The sequence below is a fragment of the Ensifer sp. genome, assembly GCF_035999185.1.
Taxonomy (GTDB): Bacteria; Pseudomonadota; Alphaproteobacteria; order Rhizobiales; family Rhizobiaceae; genus Ensifer.
The window spans coordinates 1-26,089 of the sequence record NZ_DASYHB010000172.1 but is presented as its reverse complement, the minus strand read 5'-3'; the positions used below and the strand labels follow the sequence as shown (position 1 = coordinate 26,089).

Genomic DNA, 26,089 nt, shown 5'->3' with positions numbered 1-26,089 from the left:
CTACGTGCATATGTGCCCCGAGCGCATTCCGCGGCACCGCGCCTACCGCCTCTTCCGCCCAGCCGAAAAAAGCCGGCCATAGTCCACGCGGCGCATGCCGTCGGGGCCGCGGCTGACGACATCGGGACGGGACTTTTCGACCTCTTGCGCCATCACGCCGATATGTTTGGGGCCACGTGCAGGCTCATCCTTGTAGCGGTACTCGTAGAGCGCATGCCCTTCGAGCTTGCCGACCTTCTTGATGTCCTTTTTCAGCCGCCTGTCTGAATCGGCCTTGCCGCCCCACATCGGCATGCCCAGCACCTTGCCAAGAAGATCGGTGCCGGCACTTACCCGCGTCTTGTAAGCGTCGAGCTGCCCTTGGTAGTTGTTTTGCACCATCCCCATGTAGTTCGGTGCCTCGATCCTTTGGCCCTGTGTGGGCACGAAGTTCGGGCTGCTGACCTGGGCGCCGGAAAGCAGGCTCGATATTTCGTTGATCGGCTGGTTGCGCTGCGCATACATCTCGTTGAGATATTGCGCCCGCGCCGCATTCTGCGCCGCCAGCTGGGCCTGCTGGGCGTTGAAGCTCTGGTCCTTCAGCGTATTGTTCGCCGCCGTCGTCGACTGGCTGTTCTGGTGCATCTGCTGTAGGGCGTCGTTACTGAAGCCGGCGGCGGCAAGCGCCTGATTGAAGTTCTGCTGCTGCGCGGCATTGGCCAGCTGCATGTTGTTGGCGTTCTGGGTGTATTGCTGGTTCTGCGCCTGGTTGGCGAATTGGCCGTTTTGAAGCATCTGGCCATACGCCTGCTGCTGTGCCGCGTTCTGAAAGGCTGCCGCCTGCTGCGCGAGCCCCACCTGGCGGGATTGCTCCTGCCCCGCATTGAGGATTGCCCCGAAGCGTGCATCGTTCGCCTGGCGGTTCGCCTGGTCGATCGCCCTGTTGTAGGCGTCGGATCCCGGTTGGAGGCCCTGGTTTGCAAGTTGCGTTTCCAGGGCGGAACGGTCCCGGTCCAGCTGCGGGTTCATGCGCGCCATCAGCGCGTCTTCATAGCGCTTGGTGTCGAAATCCGTCTCGTAGCTGCGCTTGATGTCACCCGCATTGCCGAGCGAGCTCTGGATCGCCCCAGCATTTGCGACAGTGCCTTGAGCCGTGCCCGCGTTCGGCAGCGTCGTCTGCAGCGTCGGCCCCGGGCCGTATTGCTGATACTGCGGCAGGTTGATCGCATTGGGATTTCCGGCTGCCGGAGCGCCGGAAAGATCGATCGGCCGGCCAAGCAGATCGTTCAGCCGCGCCGACTGGTTGTTGGCGAGTGTCGCCATGTTTTTCTCGGCAGCGTCCGTCTGGTCCTTGATCGCCTGCTGCGCCGGCGAAAGCGTCTGCGTTGCCGTCCAGATCGGCAGGTCGTAGATGGCGCCGTTCATCGGGTCCGTCCACTTGCGGCTGCCCGTCTGCGAATAGGTCAGGCTGCCATCCGGCGTCACCTGGTTGATGTTGCCGAGTGTTCCGTTGGCAACGGCGGTGCCAATGTTGGTCGAGGTCTGTGCTGCCGCTGTCTCGCGTGGATCCGGCGGCTTCGGAGCTTTGGGTTTTCCCATGGTCTCTACCTTCTGTTGGCGGGATGCGCCCGCCAGGCGTTGTCTGTGAGTGTGAAGAGGATCTCCGCCTCGTCCCGTCCGCGAAGACGGGGAATTCGATGGGGAGAAAAGCCGAAACGTTCGGCGATCGCGATCATCCCCGCATTGCGCTCGGAGACGCGCAAAACGATCATCTGGCAGCCGATCTCATCGAAAGGGTAGCCAAACATGGCTCTCAGCACCGGCCGCGTCAGCCAGCGCTTGCTGGTCGAGGCGGCCGAAAGTTCGATGACGCCCGCCTCCGGCGCATAGTTGTGATAGACGACGCCGGCAACAAGCGCCGCGTTGTCGAGGACGCCCATGGTGGTGAAGTCGGCAAAGCCGCGAGAACAGCCGGGGATATGGGCTGAAACGAAATCGGCGATCACCTGGTTTGCCGCAGGGTCACCCTCGCCGCCCCACAGGAGCCTCATGTACTGGCCTCCCCGGCCTCCACCTGCAGCGTTGCGAGATCCACCTCAAGATCGAGCTTCACAGCACCGCCTGATGTAACGGCACATCCAACGGCCAGCATGTCTCCCGCTGCCCGCACGTTCTGGCGAAAGCTGTAGCGAAGCTGCTGCGCCAAGGCGTCCCAGACACCCTTGTCCCAAAGCCCCACGTCCCATTCCGACGAGGCGGCGTTGCCGACCGTGACCTGAGGTGAAGGCGGGATCGACCTGTCGAAATCGGCGCGGGCAAAAAGGCGCACCTTGGGCCGGCTTTTCGCGCGGAAGAACATCCGCGCAAGGGTCGCCTGCGCACGCCTGCCGAACTGGCCGGCCGGCATGAACTGCGAAAGATAGGCCGCAGTGAAGGTCAATCCGTCGTCCGTTCCGGTCGTGTCACCCTGCCAGCAGTGCCCGCCGTCCGAGCCGAAGAACAGCCCACCCTGCAACGTTTCGTAGCAGCTCGCCTTCCAATTGCTGATCGTCGCCCAGCGGCCGTTCAAGACGTTCAGCACGAACGTCGTGTCGGCAGCGACGCTGCTGCTGGGAAAGGCAATGAAGACGAGGTTCTGTTCCGGCCACTGCTTTATAACCCAGCCAGCGCCAGTCGCGTTTGCCGCCCGGCGCCAGTCGTCCTCGATCGGCCGAGAGATCGAAACCTGGCTCAAGGCCTCGCGGTCGCGCTGGAACACCTGCGAAATCGGCGTCAGCCCGTCGCTGGTCGCGATCAGGACATCGCCGCCGGCCCGGATCCAGGCATTTTTGCCGAGCGGGCGGCCGATCTGGTAGACGCCTTTCAAGCCGAAATTGTTGGCATCACCCGGATCGGAACCGGCATAGACGGCAACCTCCCCTTCCGTCGAAACGAAGACGCAGAGATCGGAAAGGCCGTCGCCGCTTTCGAGCGACCAGGAAAAGCCCGTCAGCAACGAGCCTCCCCTTTTCATCACCCCGCCCAGGGGAAACAGCGCGGCCGCGCCGCCAATCGAGTTGACCGGCAAATAGTAGGCGTCGAGCGTCGCGTTCTTCAAAAAGAACTGCCGGTTCTTGAAGAGCCAACCGTAGTTGAGCTGCGCCATTGTCGTTGCGTCAGTAAAGCTGATTGCCGGCGCCGTCGTCCAGGTGCTGCCGTTAAAGACTTGGCGCGGGTCGGCTCCGTTGAGGCAAATGAGGTTCGGGCCGCCGGCATTCGTGTGCTGAAAGGAGCACCAGTTGCCGCCGGAAAGTCCGCTGACAGCGGCCACCGTTGTCGCAGGCGGCGCTGCCGGCGAGGTCATGTCGTAGATGGCCGTGTCCGTTGCCATGAAGAGCTTTTCCGTGGCGCCATACTTGTACTTGAAGGCACTTCGAATGGCGCCGCCGTCTGCCGCGCGTCCCCGCTTCTGCGAGCCGCCGCGAATGCGGCAGCCGACGAGCGTGGGCAAAAAGTTGCGCAGCACGGTCGCAGATCCCGGTTGCTGCGAGGCCATGTCGGCTGCCGTGACGAGCCCGTTGATCGGCGCTGGAAACGTCATTGGCTGCGAGGTCTGCTGCTGCCCGATGCTCGTCGCGCCGCGATTGCTCTGCCCGATCCGCCCGGGCTTCAGATCCACTCTCATGATGCCCCCCTGTCGGCATTGAGCTCCTGCGCGAGATCGGCCTCGAATTCGGCAAGGCAGTCATCGAACGGCAGGCCTTTCTGGCGTTTCCACCGCCAGAGAATGCCCTTGCCGAGCAGGCGCTCTGGAAACAGCGTTCGGTCGTCATCCGCTTTCAGCGTGTCGCGCTCCTCGAACGGATCGCCCAACACCCAGTTTTTCGAGAGGTAGTCGACAACCGCGCCGGTCCCGGCCGCCGTCGGCGAAAAGAGCATCTGCGATCCAAGCAGGAAAAAATACGGCTGCGTCGATGGCGTGCCCCTGACGATCGCCCATTGCGAACTGTTGGTGATCGGCCGGAAGCAGGCGCCGGATGCGGTCCTGACGGCGCCACCCGGCGTCAGCCGCTGGTAGTCTCCCGGCAGGTTCATGGGGGATGTCAGCGCCACATGCTGCTTCAGCATCATCCGCCAGTCACCGCGACGGGAGATTTCCTCGCCCGCCTCCTGCGCAAGCGCCACCATCGTCTGGGCATTCGGATCGTTCGAACCATAGATACTCTCGAAACGGTCGAGCGAAACGATATCGCAAACCTCGTTGATTGCCGAAAGCAAGGTCATGGCGTCACCCCTCCGACCGACATCTGGGCGTTGCCCCAGCGGGCGCGTTCGTCGGCAACACCGAGCCCCGAAAGGGCTGCCATCTTCAGTTGTTGTGCAGCGGCCGCCTTGCCGGCGTCTCGCTCCCAGATGGCGATTTCCTCGACCAGCCCGTAGAGGTAGACGTCAGGCGCCTTTTCAAGCAGCCAGTTGGTCGGGCTCGCGGCAGAAAGCGGCGGGAGCTTGCGATAGTAGGTCACGGTCAACTCTTGGCTGCCGGCGGCAAAAAGCTTGATCCGGTTGCCGACGATCGCATAGCCGAGCGGCGATCCGGCTCCGGCAACACCGCACTCGGCAAGCTGTTGCAGGGCAACGGCGCGGATCGTCCTGCCGCCTGCAGTCAGAACCTGGCGCGCCTCGAGAAAATCCGCCGGCAGAGGTGCATCGCCGTCTACCACGGTGATTGCCGCCGTTGGCTCCATGTCGCTCACGCGCAGCACCCGGTTGAGTTTCAGTTCAGCAAGTCCGACGAATCTTGGAAAAAGCTGGGCGACATCATTGCGCCCGCTGTATTCCCCGGCATCGACAAGCAACGCCCCATAATCTGCAATGCTCATAACGAACCCTCCTTGGTGCGCCAGGCACGGTTGTCGCCGTCGTTGAGGAAGCGTTTGACGAAGCGGTCATCGCCTTGCGAATGCGCGGACACCAGGCCCGAGGCATGCGCAATGTTGAGCGGTATCGAGGCCACGCGATGCCAGTCGCCGCGCCAGATCTTTTCCGCGCTGTTGCGCACGTCCTGGTTCTCGCTCACCAGATTGTCGACCGGATAGTCGACGCGATAGACGTCCTTCTCCCCGTCGAAGTGGTGCCAGACCGAGCGCCCCGTCATTCTGTCGTGGTCGTAGAGCGTCCAGGCTCCATCACGGATTACCATGGCTCACTCTCCCGGCAGCGGGTCTGCGCGCTCGGCCTTGCCAGCGGCGATCAGTGCCTTGGCCTCATCAAGGCTGACAGACACGGTCGTGCCAGCGGCCGTGCGTTCACCCTCCTCAAACCAGACGTCGTAGACGAGACGGACGGGAACGGGCTTCTTTGCGTCGGACATAAAAATCTCCATGAAAAAAGGCGACCCTGGAGAGCCGCCTTGGCAAAACTGTACTTTTGAAAGGGGAGCGGATGCCGATCACACGTCCGCATCCGGCATCAGGTGTCATGCGTCATTGCGACAACGGTGACCCCCGAGCTCGCGCGGGTGCACGGGCGGTCGCGATCGCAGGCTCGCTCTGGTGGACGACCGCCTGCATCGGTTGGGTCGCAAAAACCTCTGCGGGGTATGCGTGCCTATGAAGGCCGCGTCAGGCGTCGCAAATCCGGAACCATGGCCCGTTCGACGTGGCCGACGCTTGCTGCAGAAACTCACAACGTCGACATGCCATTCGACGCCAGTTGGAGCCAGACAGCGACGTCCCGTACCGGGCTTTCATTGGCGCCATCAGCCAACGTTGCGTCGGCGCTGCCGCCCGCAGCAGTTTCTGCCTAGAGCGGCAACAGCAGGTATCTGACGAACAGCACCGCAAGCAACGCCGCGGCAAATCTTCCTATGGCCCTTGGCACCGCTGTCAGTCTTGGCGATATTTTCAAAGCTCGATCGAAAAAGGAGATAGACACGTAGGCAAACGCCGCAAATATCAACGCTTCTTTCAGATGGTACATATCTCAGTCCCAAGAGTGAGGATCTGCCCAACGCCATCGTTGGAGGATCGCTTTTCAACGCAGGTCGCCGTTGAAGCCGCCTCGCCCGACGGCTCTTCCGGTTTCCTTGATAAGACCAGGCCCGTAGCCTCCTGCGTAGTGTCCGTCGGCCGTGCCCACCACCGACGCAGCGCCGCCTCCAAGCAGAGCCCCGACAGCCGAGCCTAAATCACTCCAGCCGATATCGTGCGATCCATCCCGATTGGATTTCTCGACGCCCCTCGTGCGGCATGCTTCGGCGGCGCTATCTCTGCTTCGCTTGAAGCGGCCCATCTTGTTTCGTTAGGGGGTATCGTTACCGAAAGCCTGTCTTTAAAGGGCCGCCCCTGCGGCATTAGCATCCGCCCCTCACGCGCGCGCAAGCTCATCTGGTCGGTACATGGACAAGCTTACCTGGTGGTAGGGAATAGCCCATGACGGCGCTCCGTTGGTGGTAGCGATTGGGAATCCCGCGTCCTCACTCAATAAACCAGTCAATAGCCCGCGCCCACCATCGGCCCTTGGTGTCCCATTCCTCGGAGAACTGGTTGACCACATCCGGCAGCGTCCAGATGTTGCCGAGGTTCTCTCGCGATACAGAGCATTGCAGATTGGCGCCGGTCTCCCCGGCCAGCCGAGGCTTAGAAACGGAGAAGTTTCTGTGGGTTTGCGTCGGGAACTTTAGCGCCATCAGCGTTTCATCGCTGCCTTCAAAGCCTTCGGGGAAATGGTGCCGAAGAGCGAGCGCAGCGCCCGCAGGCGTTTCATCAACCTGAAATCCCCATTCAAAGGAGGTCGGCCGCGGGCCATAGTAAAAGCCTATCTCCTGCTGGTAACCGGTAAGGCGAAGTCCAAACGCTTCCACCGGCGGATCGAATTTGACGATCTCTATACGCTGCTCCGCAAAATGGCTGATCCTGACTTCCTTGGGGCTAAACGCCGCTCGTTCGCTCGCGAAAACCTCGAAGAAACTGATGTCGCAGGCAAACAGCGCTTCGACCACGCGCTGCGCCCCTGCGTCGGCGGGTGACGCAAAACCGGCAATCCACAGCGCCGAGAGCGCAGAAAGCACACCTTTGAACACGTATCCTCCTTGGGCTCACGCCGCGATCGCCGACCCCGTGCATGCATTCATCGTCAATCGGTCCTGCTGAATGCGACCAATGCGGAAACATCGGCGATCATACTCGCAAAACATGCAGAACATTTCAAGAACATACACAAGAAAAATGTCTGGGGCCTGCCGCCGTGTCACGACATGCGGCCGCATCTGCGATCGACAGGCCGCGCCCAAGACATCACTCCCAGAAACGGAGCGCGTCCCGCAGTGAGAAACTGCGCCGGTTGCCCGCGCCATCGGGCTCCCAGCGGCCGCCGGTATCGGAGGCCGCCCGGGCATCCTTCGGCTTGTTGGGGTCGTATTCGGGATAGGACACGTTCAACTCGGCCGATTGCCCGGTTTTGCGATAGAAGTCTGCAAACCCGTCCATCCCGCTCGTCAGATCGATGCAGCCATTCGATCCCGGATTCGTACCGCCATGGATCGAAAGCCGTTTCGATGCGCAGTCGCCGGATCGACGACCGATTTTGCGTCCAGAAACGCTCGCGCATTGCCCCAGGACCGCTCCAACCCTCTCCATTTCCCCCCGCCCATTTGGCTCTTTAGACGCTCCCAGCTCCACGCCGGCGGCGGATACTGAAGCTGATCGACGTCGTAGACGCCTTCGGGGATGGGACCCTCGTTGGGCTCCCTCTGGTTCTCGGGCCCCTGCTTGCCCGGCATGCCGGCTACCCCGTCCCAGCCGCCGGCGTAGCGGCCGTTCTCGGTGGCGTTCAGCCGCTTGCCATCGAAGTGGAGTTTAATCTTCTTGCCGCTGTTCCTTTGATCCAACGTATCATTCCTTCTTCCAGCCTGTGAGATTATCGGTCGTGTCAACCGCTTCCTAAACAGCGATCATCATCCTCGCCCGCAAGCAAGAATGATGACGCGGTTGTCTGCTGCGAAAAATCAGCTCGCAGCACTCAGCCCAAACAGATCGGCCGCAACGCCAAGACCCTTTTCGTTGTGCACCTTCAAGGTGCCCTCGCCGATGATCACGCCCTTGTCGGCGTCGCCGGTCTTGGCGACCGCCTTGTCCTCCTGGATGTTGCGCAGCCAGAGGAAGGAGAGCATGTCGGTGTCGAGGAAGTAGGCGTTGCGCGCGAGCTTCGCGCTGCCCGCCTGCACCCGGTTCGGGTGGATCATCACCGTGCCGAACGGGCCTTCATAATAGTCGGCGGTGGCCACGATCGTGTTGCGCTCACCGCCTTGCGAGACGGCGTAACGGAACGGTGCGACATTGGCGTCGGACATGAAGGTGACGAACACGCTCTTGACGTAAGGCGAGACCGAGACATGGCGGAAATTTGGCGCCGTTCTGGTAGCCGGTCTGCATCACCTGGTCGAGGATCGCCTTGGTGAAGGGGCGCACAAGTGCCGTCGGTCGGCGCCAGCGCCAAACGATATCCGCTGGTCGCTACTTCCCATGTTCTTTCCGAAAGAGGTCGGCCGGCACTGGCGGCGTCTTGCCGGAAGCGAGAGGCGTGGTACAACCAACGAAACCGTCAGCGAAGCCGAGTGCCTCAGAGGGCGTATAGCCGGTTGCTTCGGCTGCCAGGTCAAGCGACCAGCCTTCGTTCCGGGCATAGCTGCTTCCCGTACGGTTCTCCGCGACACGAATAAGATCGTATTCACCACCTGGCGTTTGGAACCCCCAGATCAGCTTCGGCTGGCCGGCGACATCTACGCGCTCCTGAATGTACCCGGTCAGCATAAAGCCAGAGACATAGACGGGCTTTTCGAACCCCACGCGCAACGCCGACCGCGCAACGTCCGCAGGCTCGTGATATGGCCCCATGGCATCCTTGAACGTCACCTTGCCGAAAGCGTCCTTCTCCTCGCCCAGCGCCGCGAAGAAGTCCTGCCGGCATTGAAGCAACGCGTTCACCAGCCTGTTGCCGCGGATGAGCGGGGGCGGCCCAAGCTCGGCCCATCCGAAAGTCTCTTCCGCTCCCGGCAAGCGAAAATCCTTTGTTGCGCTTTCGTCGGGCTCACAGGTCACCGTCGCCTGCTGGTCGGGATCAAAATAAGAAGCGAACGCGAGATCCTTCGACACTGGGCCGGCGGCGGCATCCTTTGAGCTTAGCGACCAGTAATCGCCGTCCCCCACAAATCTCACCCCGTACCGTGCCGCAATCGCCCGCGCGGTCTCAGCAGGGGTCGCAGTCACCTGAAAGGCCCAGCCAAAGCGTGTCGGCTTGCCCTCCTCTATCGTCCTTCGCTGAAAGAAGCGCACGACGGAAAAATCGCCGACCTTGACGGGACGCTCGAACGTCACGCTTTCGTTGTAGGTATTCTTGGCCTCGGGATCATGTGGCGCATTGCCTGGACTTTCAAAGGCTTCGACGCGGACCCGCGGAAAGGTCGTTCTTTCGTTCCACAGCACATTGAAGAACGAGGGCTTGCAGGCGACGAAAGCGTCGAGAATTTTATCGGCTTTAGCCGGTCCTTTCACCGACGGAAACAGGTCCTCCGGCGAAGGCAGGCGTTTCCTTCCCGTCTCCTTGTCCGTTGCCAGACCCGACATCCTATCCTTGGAAGCGTCGCACATCACGAGCGTCCGGGCGGGATCGTTCGCCTGACGAATGACGATTTTCCTGTAGCTGTCCTCCGGGGCGACCGATGTGTCGCTGCGCTGTGCCTCCATCTCGGTGCTGAGCTTCAACTCGAGCAGATGACCATCCTTGGCAACGAACCTTTCACCCGGCAGCAGCGCCCCGATCGCATTGACAACCTCAGGCAGATTCCGCTCCACCTCGAAGCCCCATGCAAAGTGCGGAACCGCAATGCCGACGGCCTCGAACTGGACATACCTGCCAAGCGGCAGCGCAGAAGCAAGGACAGGCGCTGCGAACGCGATGTAGTGCCCGTTTACTCTGTCTGAGTCGTAGTCATAAGGGGCGATCGTGATTGCGCGAAAATCTGCCTTGTCACTCGTGAGAAGAGAAAAGATATCGTCCTTGCACGCCAGAAAAGCGCCAAACACTTTTCCCGCATCGTCCCGCTCAACCGCCGCTGCAGGCGTCGCAAACACGAGCAGATAGAAGACCGCGCAAAGACGCTTGAGAATGTTGGACCCCATCTGCCGAACTCGCCTCGTGACCTGCATAGTGTTGCTCAAACGCATCCGACAAACGCCTCGAAACTGTCAAGGCCGGATTGGAGCCCCCGTTCCTTGCCTTCGCGTCGATGCAACCAGGCCGGATTTACGCCCGCTGAAAACCCGCCATGTTTGTAGAACAATACAAGAACACACGCAATCGAAATTTGCCGGCAGAACACGCCAGCGCTGTTCGCTCGGCGACGCCCGACGAATGGCGCGTGACCGCTCGTTGGCATCAGGCCGGCCGGCTCATGGCCTTCCGTGCCCGTCACGGAGCCCGTCTAGCGGGTTACCTTACTGCGCGGCGCGTACCAGGGCGGGCCGTCGACAGGGCGCGGCGTCGGCACGGGTGGCTCATAGTTCGGAAGGTTCATGGCCCGGCGCGCCAGCTTCTGGCGCTCTGCAAGCTTCGGTTTGCCAGACCTCAGATAGGCTTTTTCGACGATACGCGCGGCGTCATCGGCAGTGACTGCCTGGTCCAGTTGATCCAGAACTTTCTTCTCCGGCGTGTTCAGAAGCTCATGCTCCAGAAAGCCGTAGTTTGCTTCATACGATTCTGCGTCGTAGCCGTTCTGCTTGGCCCAATCCTCGAATGCCTCCCGGCGCGCTTTGTCCCATTGCATAAAACCGCGAGCATTGCCTTCATAGCGACCGGTATCGTACCCCCGTTGCCAGAGGTTGCCGCGCAGCGCCCCGAACCCACCGCTCTCATGGTCACCATTGCCGACAATTCCTGCAGTCTCGTGCTCACCCATTAGCATGCGCCGCTGCAGATCCCGCTTCATACGCGACGCGATATTGTCCGAGAGTTTGTCGTGCGCCGTGGTCGGCTTCATGCGTTCGGCCGGCAACACTCCGGGTTCTCGTCGAAGTACTTGATCGCCTCCCGAACGGATTGAATTCGGGCGGGCAGTCCCATCGAGTTGAGAAACTTGTCTTCAAGGTCCATTTCACACCTAACGTGTTTGGGATTTGTCCTGCCTGCTTTGCCTGACCCTGAGCACATGTGACCAATCACGATGCACTAGCGAACGAGAGCGGCTCGTTGAAGCCGCTCAAGTTGCTTTGTGATCAGGCTCCAGAACGGCTCAGCTCGTAGCGCTCAACCCAAACAGGTCGGCCGCAACGCCGAGGCCCTTTTCGTTGTGCACCTTCAGCGTACCCTCGCCGATGATCACGCCCTTGTCGGCGTCGCCGGTCTTGGCCACGGCCTTGTCCTCCTGGATGCTGCGCAGCCAGAGGAAGGAGAGCATGTCGGTGTCGAGGAAGTAGGCGTTGCGCGCGAGCTTCGCGCTTCCCGCCTGCACCCGGTTCGGGTGGATCATCACCGTGCCGAACGGGCCTTCGTAATAGTCGGCGGACGCCACGATCGTGTTGCGCTCGCCGCCCTGAGAGACGGCGTAACGGAACGGCGCGACATTGGCGTCGGAAAGGACGATGACGAGGTCCGATCTTTAAGGCGCCACGTTGAAAAGCGTGTGGGGATCTGGCAAGACTGCAGCCTCGTTCAACGCATGGCGGCGGGAGCAGGAAAGAACGCTACCATCTGGCTTGTCGTCGGTAACGGCGAAAGCCTTTGCGGGTGCATATCCACCGTTCTCCTCCTCGTCCAGGTTGACGATCCATTGGCCCTCAACGTTCACACTTTCTGTCCTGCTCTCGATGACAAATGCCACCACACGCGGGCTCTCCTCTACGTGAAGGCTCCATGTGGTCGTCCCTTTGCGCGCCCGTCCGCCGATATGCCGCTCATAGCCTTTAAGCCGCATGCCCCAGGCGTGAACGATCCAGGGGAAATCGACGCGCACAACCGTCCCTCCTGATCCTGGCGTGTTGTCGCTGAGCTTGCGGGTGGTCGCCTTGACGGGGCCGAAGGCAGCCTTCTCGACTTTCAGCGCCTCGAAGAAATCATCGCTGCAAGCGAGAAGCGCCTTCATGAGCCGATCCTGATCGATGAGCGGTGGGCCGCCGAGCTGTGGCGGCCCGAAAAGCTCCATCGGCTCCGGCATGGATATGCGGCGGGCTTCATTCTCCCACATCTTGCAGAAGACAAGGGTCTGGCGAGCGCCGGTCCGATAGTCGGCTTCGATCCGCAGACCACTTGCAGATGGATCGGCCAACGATTGATCGAGCCATGTCTCCAATCCCTCTCTCTGCTCGTAGCGGGTTCCAAGCAGCGCATTGATGAGTTGCGCAACCGCTTCCGGAGCCTCCGCCATCCCAAAGCCCCATTCAGTTTGGCTCGGCTGTGCGCTTTCCACGGACCGATCCTGATCGTAGCGCAGCAGCGTGAAAGGTCCGACCTCAAGCGGCCGGCCAAAGGTCACGCGTTCATAGATGTGCTTGCCTCGCTCCGGGTGAAGCGCCTTCGTATCGGGATCTTCGAACACCTCGATTTTCACGGGCCCAAACGCTGCGCGCTCGCTCTTCAGCACGTCAAAGAACGTCGGCTTGCAGCTCAGGAATGCATCAACTATCCGCTCCGCCTGAGGCGAGGCCGCGACGGGTGACGTAAAACCGGTTGCCGTGAAAACGGCCAAAACCGCCAACAGAGATCTGAACAAGGCCCCTCCTCGGACACTTCCTGCATCTCGGTTCGGCAAGCTCTTTCGCGTGGTCCGCTGCGAAGAAACGCCACCTGAAGCAGTAGAGCCACCGGCAAAATTCAACTTCCGGAACATAGAACATTTAGAGAACACCTGCAACCGTTCCCATGGCAGATGTCCACAACCATCAAGGGCAGCACCCGAACGGTTGCGTCATGGGCGCTCCCGGGGTCTCGGCGTTTTCCAAGGGCGGTGATCGTAGGGCATGTCCTTTTCGTGGCCTGGCAGCTTCATCGCGTTTGCAGCCGCATACTGCCGCCTGTCTGCGTGCGCCTTATCCTTGTCCGGAGCGAGAAATTTGTCCGACACGAGTTTCGTTGCCGATTCAAGATCATCCGTCTGATAGAGCGCATTCATGAACTCACCCCAGTATTCGTCCGTGAGCTCCTTCTTCAGATAACCGTAGTTGGCCTCATAAGATTTCGGATCGAGATCTTTGCTATATTTTTCGAACGCGTCGCGTCTAGGCCCCGTCCACTGAGCCCAGCCTGCGCCGCCTCTGCCTCTGCCGCCGACGCCGACCTCCTGGTGGAATCGAAACCCACCACTTTCGTGATCAAGGTTTCCGACGATAGCAGCTGCCTGAAATTCACTGAGCTTGAACGTATGCTGAAGATCACGCTTCAAACGTTCGGCAATGTTGTCCGAGAGCTTGTCACGAGCACCGGTCGGTTTGAGGCGGTCGGCTGGCAACACTCGATCGTTGTTGTGGAACCTCGTCGTATCCGTCAGCGTACCGCGATAGGGCATCGGCGCCTTGCGAAAATCACCGCTCATGAGTTCGCTCGCCGGCGGATGCCGGAAGCGTGCACTCTCACCGCGCGGCGGCTCCACTTCGGCGATAGGCTTGCCGCTCGCCAATGCCGAATTCTCGTCAAAATACTTGATCGCCTCCCGAACGGATTGAATTCGGGCGGGCAGTCCCATCGAGTTCAGAAACTTGTCTTCCAGGTTCATTTCACACCTATCGTGTTGGGATTTATTGCGTGCACCTCGCACCGTCCAGCACAAGCGTCAGCGCTCACGAGGCGCCGACGAACGAGAGCGGCTCCTTGGAGCCGCTCAAGCCGAACCGCGGTCAGGTTCCAGGCCAATCAGCTCGCCGCGCTCAGTCCAAACAGATCGGCCGCGACGCCCAAACCCTTTTCGTTGTGCACCTTCAGCGTGCCCTCGCCGATGATCACGCCCTTGTCGGCGTCGCCGGTCTTGGCCACCGCCTTATCCTCCTGGATGTTGCGCAGCCAGAGGAAGGAGAGCATGTCCGTGTCGAGGAAGTAGGCATTGCGCGCGAGTTTCGCACTACCCGCCTGCACCCGGTTCGGGTGGATCATCACCGTGCCGAACGGGCCTTCGTAATAGTCGGCGGTGGCGACGATGGTGTTGCGCTCGCCGCCTTGCGAGACGGCGTAACGGAACGGTGCGACGTTGGCGTCGGACATGAAGGTGACGAACACGCTCTTGACGTAGGGCGAGACCGAGACGTGGCGGAAGTTGGCGCCGTTCTGGTAGCCGGTCTGCATCACCTGGTCGAGGATCGCCTTGGTGAAGGGGCGCTGCGTGCCGTCGGTCGGCGCCACGGTCAGGCCCGTCGTCGGGTTATAGCCGCCATTGGCGCCGCCTGCCCCGCGCGAAACGTTGGTGGTCAGCCACGTCGGCAGCGAGCCGAGCTCGCGGGTGGCGCCGGCAACCGAAGCATTGGTGTCGGCGATCGCGAATTCGAGGTCCTTGCGGATCTCCACGCCCTTCTTCAGCTTCTGGTACTTGCGCTTCTGCACGTTGCCGGCCTCGGCCACCACTTCCTGGGTGGCGGAGATGATCCAGTCCTTGCGGAGAATCTGGGTGTAATTGCCAAGACGCGTCGGCGCGATGATCGATCCGAAGGTGTATTCGTCGCCTTCCTGGCGGATGTTCTCGCCGGGCGCGGCCAGTTCGTCGGTTTCCCATTCCGGGTGGTGCGTCTTGCACTTGCCCTTTTCGATCAGCGAATAGATCGGCGTATCCTCGGGCGTGATGCGGGAAACGACGTCGGAAAGGTCCTCGCGGTTGCCCACGGCCTGCGAGGTCGTGAAGGTGTTTGCTACGACAGCCATGATAGTGTCCTTGATTGATTGAGATGGTCATGAACGTCCGCGCCTGACGGCGCGCACGCTTGAGAGATCAGTTTTGGTTGGGAAGCGCAGGGAAGAATAGAATCTAGCAAAAACAACCGGATAGACGGCTTTCCAGACTCTGTTTGTTATGAGCGCCTGACTCTGATCAGTCGAAGTCGACGCCCATCGCGTCGCGGATGGAGCCGCTTTTCGAAAGCCGTTGCATCGCCTCCCGGCTCCGTCCCGGCGCCTGTTCGGCTCTGGCCGCCGGCCTTGGCCGCGCTACCGGTGCCGGCGCCCTTTGCAGCTTGCTCAGCGCCCGCTTCTTCGCCTGCTCGGCGGCAAGGCCGAGGCGGGCATAATGCGCGAGCTTGAACAGACGATGGTCGGTCACTTCACGCACCTCGGCTTCAGAAAAGCCGAGGGATTGCGCCACGTCGAAAGCCCCGGCAAAAAACGAGAGACGCCCCTCGGCATCCGCCGTCTCGGGAAAGGCTTCAATCAGCCTCGAGTTCTCCTCCTCGAGCTGTTCGTCGCTTTCCGCCTGCAAAAGCGCGTCGACCACCGCCGCCGGCGCCTCGCCGATCGAGAGGATCTCATCGATCCTCTGCAGCCCCGCCTGATGCAGCGCCCATAGCCGGCGATAGCCGTCAGGGTCGAGCGTTGCCATATGTTCCGGCGGTTCCGGCGGGATCTGGCTGGCGATGAGGTTGGCAAAGGCGTTGGCCGATTGCGCCACCCGGCTTGCCATGCCTTCGAGCGCCCGCCCGCGATTGGCGATGTCCTGCGTCTTGTGGCGGTAGTCGCGGTCGCGCATATAGCCGAGCTTCAGCTCGGAAAACGGCACTTCCTCACCGCCCTTGAGCACGACCAGAAAATCCGCGTCGTCGTTGGCCGCCGCGTCCTCGTCAGGATCAGCCGGCTCGTCGTCGGGATGGGCTGTGTCGTCGGGGTCCTGGTCAAGGGCCTCTTCAGCGCCGTACTCGCTCGGCCCTCCCTCGTCCAGGTTGGCCCCGTCCTCGGGCTCCCAGAAATCGAGATCGGCATCGTCAAGCCCGGTCGCGGGGTCAACGGTTTTGCTCCCGCCAAAAGGCAGGTTGGCACTATCGTTCGTCATGGCGTGACCTTTTTGAGTAATATTTCAATACTTTGGCCGGACAGACATCTGCCTGAAACAGCCTCATGAAAGCGCTTGCCCGTCAGGCGGGTGCGCCCTTGCCGTCAGCCTTGGCTTGTTCCGTCAGAAACTTGAGCCTGGCACGGAAGTTGCGGATGGCGCGGGCTTCGGCTGCATAGGCCGCCCGGCCGCTATCGTCAGTAAGGCCGGCATGAATGCAGCCATTGATCGCTGCCCATTCCTGTTCGTTCATCAGCGTGTCGAAGAAAGGCACGTCGAGAATGGCACGCGCAGCCGCGGCCCGGTCGTCTGGTTTCATGCTGTTGACCTCGGTTGGAGAGCGATCGCTTTCGATCGAAATTTTGCGTCGAACGCTGCCTTGATTCTGCTTTTGTTCCGCGCTACCGCTGTGCGAACCGGAGCAATCTGCCACCCTAGGTCACATTCGCAATTATCAAACGAACATGCCTGCCCAGCCATTCAGCATCAAAGGCCTCGGTCCGGATTGCCCATTCGGCGCAAGGCCTGAGCGGAGCGGATGGCCGGCACCAGTCACAGACGCGCGCGTCTATCGAACGAGGAACCCATGAGAAGATTATCGAGCCTGGGATTGTCAGCCCTGCTTCTGGCCGCCGTGACCTCCCCCACCTCGGCGAGCGGCCAATCGGGCGAGCCGCACTACCTCGTCAAGGCCTTTCTGCTCAAGGACGACAAGACCTTCGATCACGCGACGAACTGGTGCGGCGATAACAGCGTCTGCACCCTCACGGTCGGCGATTACGAGGTCGGCTTACGCTTCTTTATGGGCTACGGCAGCTACCGCCTGCGTGTTGCGTCGTCCTGGGATGGCGACAATCCCTGCTGCTTCTTCGCGGATGGAACTTACGAGACCTCCGTCGCAAGCATCCGCCCTCACGCCGAAGTGCTCTACTACAAGACAGACGCTGGCCGCGTGAAACTCGGCACACTCTACATCGCGCTCGAAAGCCTCAAGTAGCCAGAACGACCGCTCACTCGCTCCACGTGTCGAGCGCTTTCCTCAGTGAAATGGGCTGCCGCTTCGGGTTGTTCCAGGGCGTAGGAGGCGTTACGCAGCCCAAGGGCTGGCGTGCATCCTTGTTGCCATTCGAGGCCCCGAGGGAAATGGGCCGCGCCTGCGATGAGTTATTCCAGGGGAGCTCTTCGCAATTGTCCGGCAACTTCGGTTGATTGCTATAAGGATCTTCATAGAATCCCTGGTGTTCCTTCTCGGCCAGCAGCTCCTGCATCGATTGGATCGACGAAACGATATCCTTCAGAGCCGCCATCCCGTCGTCGTTCTTGACCTCGGACTGCAAGGTGTTAAGTTCGGTCTTTACGCCCTCAAGATTTCCCTGCATGCCACTCAGACCCTTCCGTGGCCTGGCGCTGTAGGTACCGTCACCACGTTCAGACAGCTTACCCAGAGATTTCCGCAGCCCTTCCGCCGTATATGCCGACGGGCCCTCAAGAGCGCTGCGCAAAAGGTCGTCGGCATAGGCCCTCGCATCCTCGGGGCTTAGATATCCCGCGCCGCGGCTTGGCAGATTGCGCTTGTCAACGGTTCCGGAGCCGGGCTTCGCACGGCCCGGAAAAATGAAATCTTCCATAGCATGGTCCTTCTGAAATGGTCGTTGCAGCCCGGCGTGCGTTCCCGCGTGCGAGGCGGCCAGTCTGAATTGGCTACTCCTCGCAGAGCGTGCCGAATGTGAATGGGATTGATTCTGCTTTTGTTCCGCGCTACCAGTGTGCGAGCATACAATGTTAAATGCCACTTTACCGGGCGGCGTAGTGCGGCCTCAAAGATCTCAACGGAATAGTCTTGCGATGGAAAAGCAAAGCAAGAAGCGATGGTTCGAAATGCTCGCGCTCGATGGCGCCTTCTGGCTGACGATGGACAACATCGGTTGGCTGGTTGCCGAGTTTTTCCTTTATGGAACCACCCGCCTCATTGTTCGCCTTTTCAGTTTCGGCCGGCTTGTGGACGAAGATTTCTACGACAATCAGTCCGGATTTAGTTGGTTCGGCCTGAAGCGTGCGACGGATGGACGTCTGTTGATGAGTGCAGACGCCGCAAAGATCGTGGCCGTCTGCTTCTGGGCCCTGTGCCTCGCCGCCATTGGCTTTACCGTTAGGGGATTTGCAGCATGAAGAAAGTCAGAGTTGCCCTCGATGCTGTCGTCGGGATCGTCCTCAACATTCTCGATATCATCGTTCTCGGCTTTCTCCTGCATCGAGTGGCGCGGCTGATCGTTCCACTGTTCAGCTTCGGGCGGGTGCAGGTCGAGGATGTCTATGCCTCCGGCAGTGACTTCAACTGGTTGGGCCTGAAGCGCGAACAGGATGGTCGCCTTCTGTTGAACTCCGACATGAGCATGGTCGCAGCCGCACTCTTCTGGGTCCTCTGCCTGATCGCCTACCTCGCCGTCACCCGCGGGTTTTAGCCGGCGCGCTGGACCAAATCGCCTTCGACGGGCAATCGCCGCTTATCGAACCGTGAAGCCTCAGGTCATCCAATGCCCGAAAAATCCAAAAAATTTGAACTCTTCCGCGTCGCGATCGGCGTTGCCCTCGTCCTGTTGGTTTCAAAGATCATCGACCACGCTCTGCCGGAATCGACGTTCTTGGTCCGGGCGGCTGCCAGCCTCGCCGTGATCTTGCCAGTCGGCATTGCGCTCGATGCGGCCCTCGTCTTCGGTTGGAGAAACTGGCGACGCAAATAACAGAGTTCGGTCACTGCGCGCCCGGCGCGGACCGTGTAGTCACCGTCTGCATGTCAGATCCACGCTCGATCCGTCGTCAACAGGAAAGCTCAGTGTCCGAAAAATCCAAGAAACTTGAGTTCGTCGAATTCGTGGTCGACCTGGCAATCGGCTTTCTGGTCATACGGTTTGTCGAACACACCTTCCCGGAGCAATCGTTCCTGGTCCAGTTGGCGCTCGTTCTCCTGATCGGCGTGCCGATCGGCTTGGCGGTGCACGCTGTATTGAAGTTTGCGCGACGAGCCTGGCGACGGAAGTAGCCGGCGGCTCTTGTCTGCAGACCGGGCTTTAGAGCCGCTCTATTTACCTGCCCATTTGGTGCACTGGTTCTCCCGCTTGATGCAGGCAATCTCCGCCGTCGAGCATTCGGCAATGCCGTTGACGACAGTGCAGTGCGAACATTGATCGGTGAACTCCAGGCAATCCGGATTGGCCTTGATGAAATCCTTGAGGCTGGCATTCTCGGCAGGCTGCGGCGCGGTAACAGCATCGGCGCCGGGCGTGTCCGCCGCGCGAGCAGGCACTATGCCTGCGATGGCAAGCGCCAGGCAAAGCACGACACGAAAGCTGCACCGCCTCATCGCCTGCTCCTTTCAGACAAACCCCGACGCGACGCGAAACAGGCCATCGGTCCGGAACTGCACAATTTCAAAGAGTGCCGTCACAATGGCCGTCGCGCAAGCGACCTCCGCCGCCCTTACCTTACCCCAGCGTGTTGCGGATCGCCCGCATGAAAACCTTGGCGCCGATGCCGATCAGGCCATTGGGAAAGTCATAATCCGGATTGTGCAGCCGCGCGTGGTTTTCGCCGGCGCCGAGGAAGAACATCGCCGCAGGCGCCACACTCCCGAAAAGGCCGAAATCCTCCGACCCCTTCATCGGCAGCACGCCCTCGCCGCGGTCGTGGCTGACGCCCTCCTCGTCCATGGCGCGCCGCAGCGCGGCGACTGCCGCTTCCGCGTTGCTGCACTGGTGGAACACGTCCTCGTAGCCGATCGTCACCTTCAGCCCGGCAGCCTCCGCCTCCTTCGCGACCAGCGCTTCGGCACGGGCCACGAGATCGGCCATGCGCTCGTCGGTCAGCGTCCTGAGCGTCGCCCAGATTTCGGCATAGCCCGGGCTGATGCCGAAGGCCGCCTCGCCGAGGCGCGCATGCGTCACCGTGACAAGCGTATAGTCCTCGTCAAGCGGCCCGTTATTGCCAAGTGCCGTCAGCCCGGAAAGCAACGTGGCCATCGCAAAGGTCGGCGCGATACCATCCTCCGGCGTCGAGGCATGCGCGGTCTTGCCGGAAAGCGAAATCCGCATGCCGCGCGAGGCGCAATTGACCGGCCCGGTGCGAAGTGCGGCATGGCCAAAGCTCAATCCTGGAAAATTGTGCAGCGAGAAGACGAGATCCGGCTTGATCCCGGCAAACTTCGGATCGGCAAGCACGGCCGCAGCCCCCGCGCCGTTTTCCTCCGCCGGCTGGAACATCAGGATCGCCCGGCCCTTGGCCGGCCGTTTCTGTTCCAACCCCTTGGCAAGCGCCATCAGGATCGTCATGTGCCCGTCATGGCCGCAAAGATGCCCTTTGCCCCCAATCTCAGAGCGATGCGCAATCTCGGAAATCTCCTCGATCGGCAAGCCGTCGAGCTCGGCCCGCACCATCACCGTCGGCCCCGGCTCACGTCCCTCGTAGACCGCCGCCACCCCATGCCCGCCAAGGCCTGATATCACCGCATCTGGCTTCGTCTCGGCAAGTGCGGCAACGATGGTTTCCGCCGTCTCCCGCTCCTCGCCCGAAACCTCCGGTCGCCGATGCAGTTCGCGCCGAAATGCTGTCAGTATCTCGAGTTCACGGTCGATCAGAAACATTCATGCCCCTCCGCATTCCAGTTTCCCTGCTCTTAGCAGGTCTCGAAGGGTGTCGCCAATCGCGCCATCACGCGTTCTGGATTAATCGGCCAACCCGGACAAATAGTCCCTGGCACGCACCAATTTGGCGCGCATGGCCTCGGCGTCGTAAAGAAATTCACCGCCTTGTGGACGGTACATGGCAAGCATGCTTACCAGGTCCTGAACATAGTCGTTGTCCGGGTAGGCATCATCCAGCGCGACCTCGATCTCGTTCGCCAGGAGAATGCTCGGACGGTCTGCGGCAATGAACGCGTCCAGCATGGCTTCAATAGATCTGTTCATCTCACACATTGGTCCTGCATCATTGCCAGTGTATGGCCCGTCGCAGCCGTCCGCCTGGAAGGCTGCACCAAGAGCCTAATCCCTGATCCGCGTGGCCTCTAAGATCGACCTATGCCGTCTCGGTCGCGGGAGCGGGCTTCGCATGCTTCATCAGTGAATACTCCAGACCCAGGTAGCTCAAGACAAAGACCCAGTAGTGTGGCCCCCAAGCAAGGCCCACCAGAGTAACCGTTGCATAGAAGAGTTCGGTGACAACATCGCCGTTCATAATTGGCAATGGGGCATTCTCCACTACCGCCCTATAGATCTGATGGTAGGCAATGTATAAAAATGCAGCAACAAGCGCCCCGGCGGAAATGAAGCCCGACGAATTTCTTAAGACCGTTTACCTCGGCGACCGCGCTTGCAAAGGGGCTGTTCCAGGCGCCTTGGCAATTCTTCTGACGGGAATTTCGAGGGCGATATAGGTCAGCAGAAACGCGATAGTCTGGGGCCCAAGAAGGCCAAAGATGACCACAATTGCGATTGTTTCCAAAAGAAGATTGACACTGTGCGTACCGTCGATAACGACGAAGTACCCGAGTGGCACGATCATCAAAACGACAGCTGCCAAGACGATATACAGAAGCCGTTTCCACAAGCGCCGGGCCGGAAGCGGCGCGAAGGCGAATAGGTAAAGCGACGAAAACAGCAGGGCCGTGGTGAAGTCCAAATGGCGACCAAAGAACCAAGTAACAGTTGCCAGCATGGCGCCATAGCTCAACAAAACGCGGATCGTATTAACAAGCATGTAGCGCATGACGTACCTAGAACGAGACGTGTCGGTTTTGCCGGGCTAAACTCTAGCAAGCACGTCGCCTTTAAGTGGAAGCAAACTGTGGCATATCCACGTCCGCTACGCGAGTCGGCGATAAAGCCCCCCCTCTGATTGCACTAGGCTAGCACCCCAGGTTCATTTGCTCGCGCCCAAACGGTTTTTCTTCGCCAGCAAGTGCCGCAGGCTCTGAACATCATTGGCTTCGCCTACGTGTTTATCCAAACTGCGCAACTGATTGTCGAGCTTGGCTGGCCACCAATTCTCCTCGACCTCACCGAATGGTCCGATACCGCTGATCGCCTCGGTCACATTTTTCGTACATGTGAGAAATCCCCCGCCACCAATGTCGTCGATCCTCTTCTTAATCTCCGCTTCCTGCTCGGGCGTCGTGTTGAATTTGCGAACCGTTACATCCGGTCCGTCAGTCAACTGAAACCGCAAATAATCTTCGGGAGAGAACTCCGATCCGTAGAGAGTACGCCCGCTGCCTATCTCTCTATGCGTGTAATTGCCGGCAGGATCCCACAGGACGGGGTCGTCGCCGTCGATGAAGACGCCAGTGTGCGTATTGTCGCCGAGGACACTTGGATTGGTATTGGACATGACATAGGTCGCAGCCACCTCCACACCCTTGTCACTCCCGCGCTCCGTGCCCCATTTCGGCAATCGGCTGTTGGCCTCCTCGCCGAAGTCACGCAGTTCAAGCGCCGTCGTCGGCCTTGGGCCTCTTTCGTACATATCGTCATTCGGCTTGCCGCCAAAGGCGACGGAACCCCGCTTGTTAATTCTGATCATCCCGGCATTCCTCCAGTATGCGCTGTCGTCAGCGCCGTACCGCCGGCCATTTCGGCCAGGTTCTGTTCGCGTTTGAGGTTGAGTTCGGCGTCGATCTGGTAGCGTTTCAAGGCGCCGTTCTGCTGGATTTCCGCAAGCTTCAGCTCGCGCTCCATCTCGAGCTTGCGCCTGGCGTTTTCGCCGTCCATGCGCGCCTTTTCGTTCGCCAGTTGCATCTGCATCTGCAGTTGCTGCATGCCCACGTCAGGCTGTTGCTGCGGCTGCGCCGCCTGCATCCGCCGCTCAATGTCCTCGGGCGTCGGCTTGGTGAAATAGAGGTCCGGCGATTTCAGCCCCGCCGCCTCCACGGTCTTGGCGATGCCGTTGTAGAGATTGTCCGGCGAAACATAAGGGTTGTCGGGCCCGAGCGTCGCTACAGCGCCGCGCGTCTTAAAAGACGCGCAAAGGTCGCTGTAACACTTTGAAGTGCTGCATGTTTTTTCCCTTAAATCCGCTGGGATTTAAGGAAACATGCAGGAGCAGCTTCTCCTGCAATTGCTGGATCATCTGGATCATCAGCATGTCGCGCTCGCGCGTGCCCGCACCGAGCCCGGTGTTGACGGTCGCATCCATGCCGGCGTTCCAGTTGCGCGGGTCGAAGGTCACCCATTTGCCGCGCAGCCTTACTGCCCGCGGCCGGTCCTGGTGCTTGATGGTCAGCCCCAGCAGCCCCTTGAACACCCGCCGCAGCCCTTGCGCAAAAGTGCGCACCATCAGCTCCGTCTGGCCGATGCCAGCCTGCTCGACCAGCGCCGTCGCCTTCGCCGTCATGTTCTGCAGCGCATCCGGCGCCATGCCGCTCGAGGCGTCGGAAATGCCGGTGCGGTCGATCGCCTCCTGCCGCAATTTCAGGAAAAGTGTGAAGCGGTTTTCCGTTCGAAATTGCGCCTCTCAAGAAGCGGGTAGCCGAGCATGGAGAAGGATTCGCGCGCCACGAACGGCACCGCCGTTTAGCCGACGGCGCCGCGCACATCGACGCCCTGGCCGACGCGGATCGGCTGGCCGAACTTCGGATTCAACACCGATTCCGGGTTCTGGATCACCCCTTCCCGTACGATCGGCCGCTGGTTGCCTGTCAGAAAAAGTTGGCGAGCGACGGATGCGCTCGCTGCCGCCTAGTCCCTGATCCGCGCGTGTTCCTCACCCGGCTTCTCGATGGCTACGGCTTTCGCCCGGATGGTCAGCTTGGCGTTGTGAAAGATGACGTTGCCATCCTTCTGTTCGGCATAGCCGATATCTATCTTCACAAGGAATCGCTCATCGCCATCGGCAACGAAGTCAATATCGCCAATTTCTCCATTCGGAATCGGGCCCTGAGGGTCAAAGAATACGTGATCGACCCCTTCAAACACGAGGAAACCGTCTTCCACATCCTCAGCGGAGTAAAAGTTCCAAGTTTCGGACCGGCGCCGAGAAATCAGGTCAATCTGGATCTTCACCTCGTCTCGCCAGCCGTCGAGTACGATCGCCTTGCAGGCGCGGTCGCCGAGGTAAATGCTGCTCAAGAATTCATCGGGCTTCATTTCACTTCCTTACCGGCCAATGTGCGTCTGGACCATTACAGGGTACGATGTTTTCGTCGGTGCCGATGGAGGGCCCCGTCCGCTGTTTCCTGCAAACGGCCTATCCTAATCCCTGACCCGCGCGCCTTCCTCCTGCCGGTGCGCGCGCTATTTTAGTCCCTGATTCGCGCGCCTTCTTCACCCGGCTTCTCGATTGCTACCGCCTTCGCCCGGATAGTGGTCTTGACGTTCACATAATCCCCGAGCTCGTAGCCCGAGCCGATTTCCATAACAACCGTGAAGCGATCGCCGTCGTAGCCAAGAAACTCGACGACGCCGAACTCGTCGTTCAGCAAGCGACCAGGCGGGTCGAAGGAAATGTGATCGACCCCTTCGAACACCAGAAAGCCATCGTCGATATCTTCCTCATAGTTCCAGATGCCCCCCCGAAGACGCGACACCGCGTTCATCTGGATTTTCACCTCACCCTTCCAGCCGTCAAGGACGACTGCCTTACAGGCACGGTCACCCAAGTAAATGCTGCTCAAGAACTCGTCCGGTTTCATCATTTTTATCTCATCGGCCAATGTGCATCAGGACTGTTCCAGGGCACGATGTTCCCAAGGACATCGAGCGAGGGGCCCTGCCCGCTGGTGTATGGCCCCGATCCTTCGAGATGGCCATGCGCGTGCGGTGTTTTTCTAGAACCATGCCCCTGCGGATTCAGCCTATGGTAGTTCGATCCGTTCGGATAGAGCGTGTGCGTGTCAACCGGGTTTTTCCCGGGCACGGTGCGCCCTCCCAACGGTTCAATCATATTATTGCCGCGGGAGTCGCCGATGTAGCGTTGAATGGGCCAACCGGTGTTGCGGTCGATAACGGGGGCTCTTTGAAGCTCTTCCAGCCGACGCTGAAGACCTTGCAAGGTCTGTGGCGAGTGAGAGCCCCCTGGAGGGTTCAGAAATGCCTCGTTGGGATTGAAGCGACGGATCTCCCGCTCCAAGCGCACAATTTGGTCCGCGATCACCTGTTGAGCGGGGCTTCTCGCCGGGAGCCCGCGCCGCGCCGGCGGCCGAGCCTGCGCATATTCTGCTCCGCCCCGGCCCTCCGTTCCGACACGCTGTCCACGGTTTGACGCCCAACTGTTCGCCTCCTCGCCAAAATCGCGAAGCTCCAGCGCGCCGCCAAGACCGATCGGCGCTTCATAAAAATCGTCGAAATCGCTGATGCGTCTCATCCAGGAAGTCCCCCAATATGTGCTGTAGTGAGCGCCGCATCGCCGGCCATTTCGGCCAGGTTCTGTTCGCGTTTGAGGTTGAGTTCGGCGTCGATCTGATAGCGCTTCAAAGCGCCATTCTGCTGGATCTCCGCAAGCTTCAGCTCGCGCTCCATCTCCTGCTTTCGCTTGGCGTTTTCGCCGTCCATGCGCGCCTTCTCGTTCGCCAGCTGCATCTGCATCTGCAGTTGCTGCATGGCTGCATCAGGCTGTTGCTGCGGCTGGGCCGCCTGCATCCGCCGCTGGATGTCCTCGCGCGTCGGCTTGGTGAAATAGAGGTCGGGCGATTTCAGCCCCGCCGCCTCCACGGTCTTGGCGATGCCGTTGTAGAGATTGTCGGGCGAAACGTATGGATTGTCGGGCCCGAGCGTCGTCAGCAGCTTCTCCTGCAATTGCTGGATCATCTGGATCGTCAGCATGTCGCGCTCGCGCGTGCCCGCACCAAGCCCGGTGTTGACGGTCGCATCCATGCCGGCGTTCCAGTGGCGCGGGTCGAAGGTCACCCATTTGCCGCGAAGCCGCACCGCCCGCGAGCATGGACGCGGATCGGCTGGCCGAATTTTGGGTTCAGCACCGATTCCGGGTTCTGGATAACGCCTTCCTGGACGATCGGCTGCTGGTTGTTCTGCCAGTAGAGATTGTCGAGCGTCTGGCGCGCCCGGCCTCAGCCTAGTCCCTGATCCGCGCGCTTTCTTCACCTGGCTTCTCGATCGCGACCGCCTTCGCCCG

General features: G+C 60.5%; 35 protein-coding genes and 3 pseudogenes. 6 read left to right on the top strand and 32 right to left on the bottom strand.

Features of this window, described 5'->3' with window-relative positions; genetic code table 11:
• Positions 1–42: 42 nt before the first annotated feature.
• The 20 genes and pseudogenes from VGO04_RS23535 to VGO04_RS23440 all read right to left on the bottom strand — a co-directional run bounded on the left by VGO04_RS23535 (position 43) and on the right by VGO04_RS23440 (position 16,289).
• Positions 43–1,578, bottom strand: coding sequence for a tail fiber domain-containing protein (locus VGO04_RS23535; RefSeq protein ID WP_327498383.1), 1,536 nt, complete (start codon positions 1,576–1,578; stop codon positions 43–45).
• Positions 1,579–1,583: 5 nt separating this feature from the next.
• Positions 1,584–2,030, bottom strand: coding sequence for a GNAT family N-acetyltransferase (locus VGO04_RS23530; RefSeq protein ID WP_327498382.1), 447 nt, complete (start codon positions 2,028–2,030; stop codon positions 1,584–1,586).
• Complete coding sequence (locus tag VGO04_RS23525; RefSeq protein WP_327498381.1) at positions 2,027–3,643, bottom strand: hypothetical protein; 1,617 nt, start codon at positions 3,641–3,643, stop codon at positions 2,027–2,029. The genes VGO04_RS23530 and VGO04_RS23525 overlap by 4 nt, the downstream gene beginning before the upstream one ends.
• On the bottom strand, positions 3,640–4,242 hold the full coding sequence (locus VGO04_RS23520) for a hypothetical protein (protein ID WP_327498380.1): 603 nt from the start codon (positions 4,240–4,242) through the stop codon (positions 3,640–3,642). The genes VGO04_RS23525 and VGO04_RS23520 overlap by 4 nt, the downstream gene beginning before the upstream one ends.
• Complete coding sequence (locus VGO04_RS23515; protein ID WP_327498379.1) at positions 4,239–4,838, bottom strand: phage adaptor protein; 600 nt, start codon at positions 4,836–4,838, stop codon at positions 4,239–4,241. The genes VGO04_RS23520 and VGO04_RS23515 overlap by 4 nt, the downstream gene beginning before the upstream one ends.
• Positions 4,835–5,158 carry a hypothetical protein gene (locus tag VGO04_RS23510; RefSeq protein WP_327498378.1) on the bottom strand — a complete coding sequence of 108 codons (324 nt, stop codon included), beginning with the start codon at positions 5,156–5,158 and terminating at the stop codon, positions 4,835–4,837. Before VGO04_RS23510 ends, VGO04_RS23515 begins: the two co-directional genes overlap by 4 nt.
• Before the next feature lie 3 nt (positions 5,159–5,161).
• On the bottom strand, positions 5,162–5,329 hold the full coding sequence (locus VGO04_RS23505; protein WP_327498377.1) for a hypothetical protein: 168 nt from the start codon (positions 5,327–5,329) through the stop codon (positions 5,162–5,164).
• A gap of 431 nt (positions 5,330–5,760) precedes the next feature.
• A complete protein-coding gene (locus VGO04_RS23500) occupies positions 5,761–5,937 on the bottom strand; it encodes a hypothetical protein (RefSeq protein WP_327498376.1) in 177 nt (58 codons plus the stop codon).
• Positions 5,938–6,433: 496 nt separating this feature from the next.
• Entirely contained in the window at positions 6,434–7,039 is a 606-nt protein-coding gene (locus VGO04_RS23495; protein WP_327498375.1) for a hypothetical protein, read from the bottom strand.
• A 214-nt stretch (positions 7,040–7,253) separates the two neighbouring features.
• Positions 7,254–7,445, bottom strand: coding sequence for a hypothetical protein (locus VGO04_RS23490; protein WP_327498374.1), 192 nt, complete (start codon positions 7,443–7,445; stop codon positions 7,254–7,256).
• 8 nt (positions 7,446–7,453) lie between these two features.
• Positions 7,454–7,846, bottom strand: a complete 393-nt coding sequence (locus tag VGO04_RS23485; protein ID WP_327498373.1) for a hypothetical protein — start codon at positions 7,844–7,846, stop codon at positions 7,454–7,456.
• A 117-nt stretch (positions 7,847–7,963) separates the two neighbouring features.
• A pseudogene (locus VGO04_RS23480) lies at positions 7,964–8,463 on the bottom strand (SU10 major capsid protein); the annotation flags it as partial.
• Between the two features lie 8 nt (positions 8,464–8,471).
• Positions 8,472–10,181: a hypothetical protein gene (locus VGO04_RS23475; protein WP_327498372.1), complete on the bottom strand. Its 1,710-nt coding sequence runs from the start codon at positions 10,179–10,181 to the stop codon at positions 8,472–8,474.
• Positions 10,182–10,438: 257 nt separating this feature from the next.
• On the bottom strand, positions 10,439–10,993 hold the full coding sequence (locus tag VGO04_RS23470; protein ID WP_327498371.1) for a phage tail tip lysozyme: 555 nt from the start codon (positions 10,991–10,993) through the stop codon (positions 10,439–10,441).
• A 252-nt stretch (positions 10,994–11,245) separates the two neighbouring features.
• A pseudogene (locus VGO04_RS23465) lies at positions 11,246–11,593 on the bottom strand (SU10 major capsid protein); the annotation flags it as partial.
• An 18-nt stretch (positions 11,594–11,611) separates the two neighbouring features.
• The gene (locus VGO04_RS23460; protein ID WP_327498370.1) at positions 11,612–12,838 is read right to left on the bottom strand and encodes a hypothetical protein; all 1,227 of its coding nucleotides are present in this window, start codon (positions 12,836–12,838) and stop codon (positions 11,612–11,614) included.
• Positions 12,839–12,916: 78 nt separating this feature from the next.
• A complete protein-coding gene (locus VGO04_RS23455) occupies positions 12,917–13,720 on the bottom strand; it encodes a phage tail tip lysozyme (RefSeq protein WP_327498369.1) in 804 nt (267 codons plus the stop codon).
• Positions 13,721–13,857: 137 nt separating this feature from the next.
• Positions 13,858–14,853, bottom strand: coding sequence for a DUF5309 domain-containing protein (locus VGO04_RS23450; RefSeq protein WP_327498368.1), 996 nt, complete (start codon positions 14,851–14,853; stop codon positions 13,858–13,860).
• Between the two features lie 166 nt (positions 14,854–15,019).
• Positions 15,020–15,970 (bottom strand): hypothetical protein, encoded by a 951-nt coding sequence (locus VGO04_RS23445; RefSeq protein WP_327498367.1) that lies wholly within the window; start codon positions 15,968–15,970, stop codon positions 15,020–15,022.
• Between the two features lie 82 nt (positions 15,971–16,052).
• The gene (locus tag VGO04_RS23440) at positions 16,053–16,289 is read right to left on the bottom strand and encodes a hypothetical protein (protein ID WP_327498366.1); all 237 of its coding nucleotides are present in this window, start codon (positions 16,287–16,289) and stop codon (positions 16,053–16,055) included.
• 267 nt (positions 16,290–16,556) lie between these two features.
• Here VGO04_RS23440 and VGO04_RS23435 point away from each other — a divergent pair, with 267 nt between their 5' ends.
• Positions 16,557–16,967 (top strand): hypothetical protein, encoded by a 411-nt coding sequence (locus tag VGO04_RS23435; protein WP_327498365.1) that lies wholly within the window; start codon positions 16,557–16,559, stop codon positions 16,965–16,967.
• A 13-nt stretch (positions 16,968–16,980) separates the two neighbouring features.
• Here the strand turns inward: VGO04_RS23435 and VGO04_RS23430 are convergent, their stop codons facing one another.
• Positions 16,981–17,598, bottom strand: a complete 618-nt coding sequence (locus VGO04_RS23430) for a hypothetical protein (RefSeq protein WP_327498364.1) — start codon at positions 17,596–17,598, stop codon at positions 16,981–16,983.
• A gap of 151 nt (positions 17,599–17,749) precedes the next feature.
• On the opposite strand from VGO04_RS23430, the gene VGO04_RS23425 reads away from it, so the two are divergent.
• From VGO04_RS23425 to VGO04_RS23410, 4 genes are all read left to right on the top strand, one after another.
• Positions 17,750–18,139, top strand: a complete 390-nt coding sequence (locus VGO04_RS23425; RefSeq protein WP_327498363.1) for a hypothetical protein — start codon at positions 17,750–17,752, stop codon at positions 18,137–18,139.
• The gene (locus VGO04_RS23420; protein WP_327498362.1) at positions 18,136–18,432 is read left to right on the top strand and encodes a hypothetical protein; all 297 of its coding nucleotides are present in this window, start codon (positions 18,136–18,138) and stop codon (positions 18,430–18,432) included. Before VGO04_RS23425 ends, VGO04_RS23420 begins: the two co-directional genes overlap by 4 nt.
• Before the next feature lie 72 nt (positions 18,433–18,504).
• Positions 18,505–18,711, top strand: coding sequence for a hypothetical protein (locus tag VGO04_RS23415; protein ID WP_327498361.1), 207 nt, complete (start codon positions 18,505–18,507; stop codon positions 18,709–18,711).
• A 92-nt stretch (positions 18,712–18,803) separates the two neighbouring features.
• On the top strand, positions 18,804–19,010 hold the full coding sequence (locus tag VGO04_RS23410) for a hypothetical protein (RefSeq protein WP_327498360.1): 207 nt from the start codon (positions 18,804–18,806) through the stop codon (positions 19,008–19,010).
• A 39-nt stretch (positions 19,011–19,049) separates the two neighbouring features.
• On the opposite strand, the gene VGO04_RS23405 is transcribed toward VGO04_RS23410, so the two are convergent.
• From VGO04_RS23405 to VGO04_RS23395, 3 genes are all read right to left on the bottom strand, one after another.
• The gene (locus VGO04_RS23405; RefSeq protein ID WP_327498359.1) at positions 19,050–19,331 is read right to left on the bottom strand and encodes a hypothetical protein; all 282 of its coding nucleotides are present in this window, start codon (positions 19,329–19,331) and stop codon (positions 19,050–19,052) included.
• Positions 19,332–19,452: 121 nt separating this feature from the next.
• The gene (locus tag VGO04_RS23400; protein WP_327498358.1) at positions 19,453–20,607 is read right to left on the bottom strand and encodes an amidohydrolase; all 1,155 of its coding nucleotides are present in this window, start codon (positions 20,605–20,607) and stop codon (positions 19,453–19,455) included.
• An 81-nt stretch (positions 20,608–20,688) separates the two neighbouring features.
• Positions 20,689–20,931, bottom strand: a complete 243-nt coding sequence (locus VGO04_RS23395; protein ID WP_327498357.1) for a hypothetical protein — start codon at positions 20,929–20,931, stop codon at positions 20,689–20,691.
• A gap of 320 nt (positions 20,932–21,251) precedes the next feature.
• Here VGO04_RS23395 and VGO04_RS32995 point away from each other — a divergent pair, with 320 nt between their 5' ends.
• A complete protein-coding gene (locus tag VGO04_RS32995) occupies positions 21,252–21,398 on the top strand; it encodes a DUF6258 family protein (protein ID WP_414650591.1) in 147 nt (48 codons plus the stop codon).
• Between the two features lie 485 nt (positions 21,399–21,883).
• On the opposite strand, the gene VGO04_RS23385 is transcribed toward VGO04_RS32995, so the two are convergent.
• The 8 genes and pseudogenes from VGO04_RS23385 to VGO04_RS33045 all read right to left on the bottom strand — a co-directional run.
• Positions 21,884–22,543 (bottom strand): hypothetical protein, encoded by a 660-nt coding sequence (locus VGO04_RS23385; protein WP_327498355.1) that lies wholly within the window; start codon positions 22,541–22,543, stop codon positions 21,884–21,886.
• Positions 22,540–22,890: a hypothetical protein gene (locus VGO04_RS23380; protein ID WP_327498354.1), complete on the bottom strand. Its 351-nt coding sequence runs from the start codon at positions 22,888–22,890 to the stop codon at positions 22,540–22,542. The genes VGO04_RS23385 and VGO04_RS23380 overlap by 4 nt, the downstream gene beginning before the upstream one ends.
• An 82-nt stretch (positions 22,891–22,972) precedes the next feature.
• A complete protein-coding gene (locus VGO04_RS32990) occupies positions 22,973–23,428 on the bottom strand; it encodes a portal protein (protein ID WP_422653421.1) in 456 nt (151 codons plus the stop codon).
• A gap of 269 nt (positions 23,429–23,697) precedes the next feature.
• Complete coding sequence (locus VGO04_RS23370; protein ID WP_327498353.1) at positions 23,698–24,105, bottom strand: DUF6258 family protein; 408 nt, start codon at positions 24,103–24,105, stop codon at positions 23,698–23,700.
• 152 nt (positions 24,106–24,257) lie between these two features.
• Positions 24,258–24,653, bottom strand: coding sequence for a DUF6258 family protein (locus tag VGO04_RS23365; protein WP_327498352.1), 396 nt, complete (start codon positions 24,651–24,653; stop codon positions 24,258–24,260).
• Positions 24,654–24,655: 2 nt separating this feature from the next.
• A complete protein-coding gene (locus tag VGO04_RS23360) occupies positions 24,656–25,321 on the bottom strand; it encodes a hypothetical protein (protein ID WP_327498351.1) in 666 nt (221 codons plus the stop codon).
• Positions 25,318–25,863 (bottom strand): portal protein, encoded by a 546-nt coding sequence (locus VGO04_RS23355; RefSeq protein WP_327498350.1) that lies wholly within the window; start codon positions 25,861–25,863, stop codon positions 25,318–25,320. Before VGO04_RS23355 ends, VGO04_RS23360 begins: the two co-directional genes overlap by 4 nt.
• A pseudogene (locus VGO04_RS33045) lies at positions 25,860–26,003 on the bottom strand (portal protein); the annotation flags it as partial. The gene VGO04_RS23355 and the pseudogene VGO04_RS33045, both read right to left, overlap by 4 nt.
• Between the last annotated feature and the right edge of the window lie 86 nt (positions 26,004–26,089).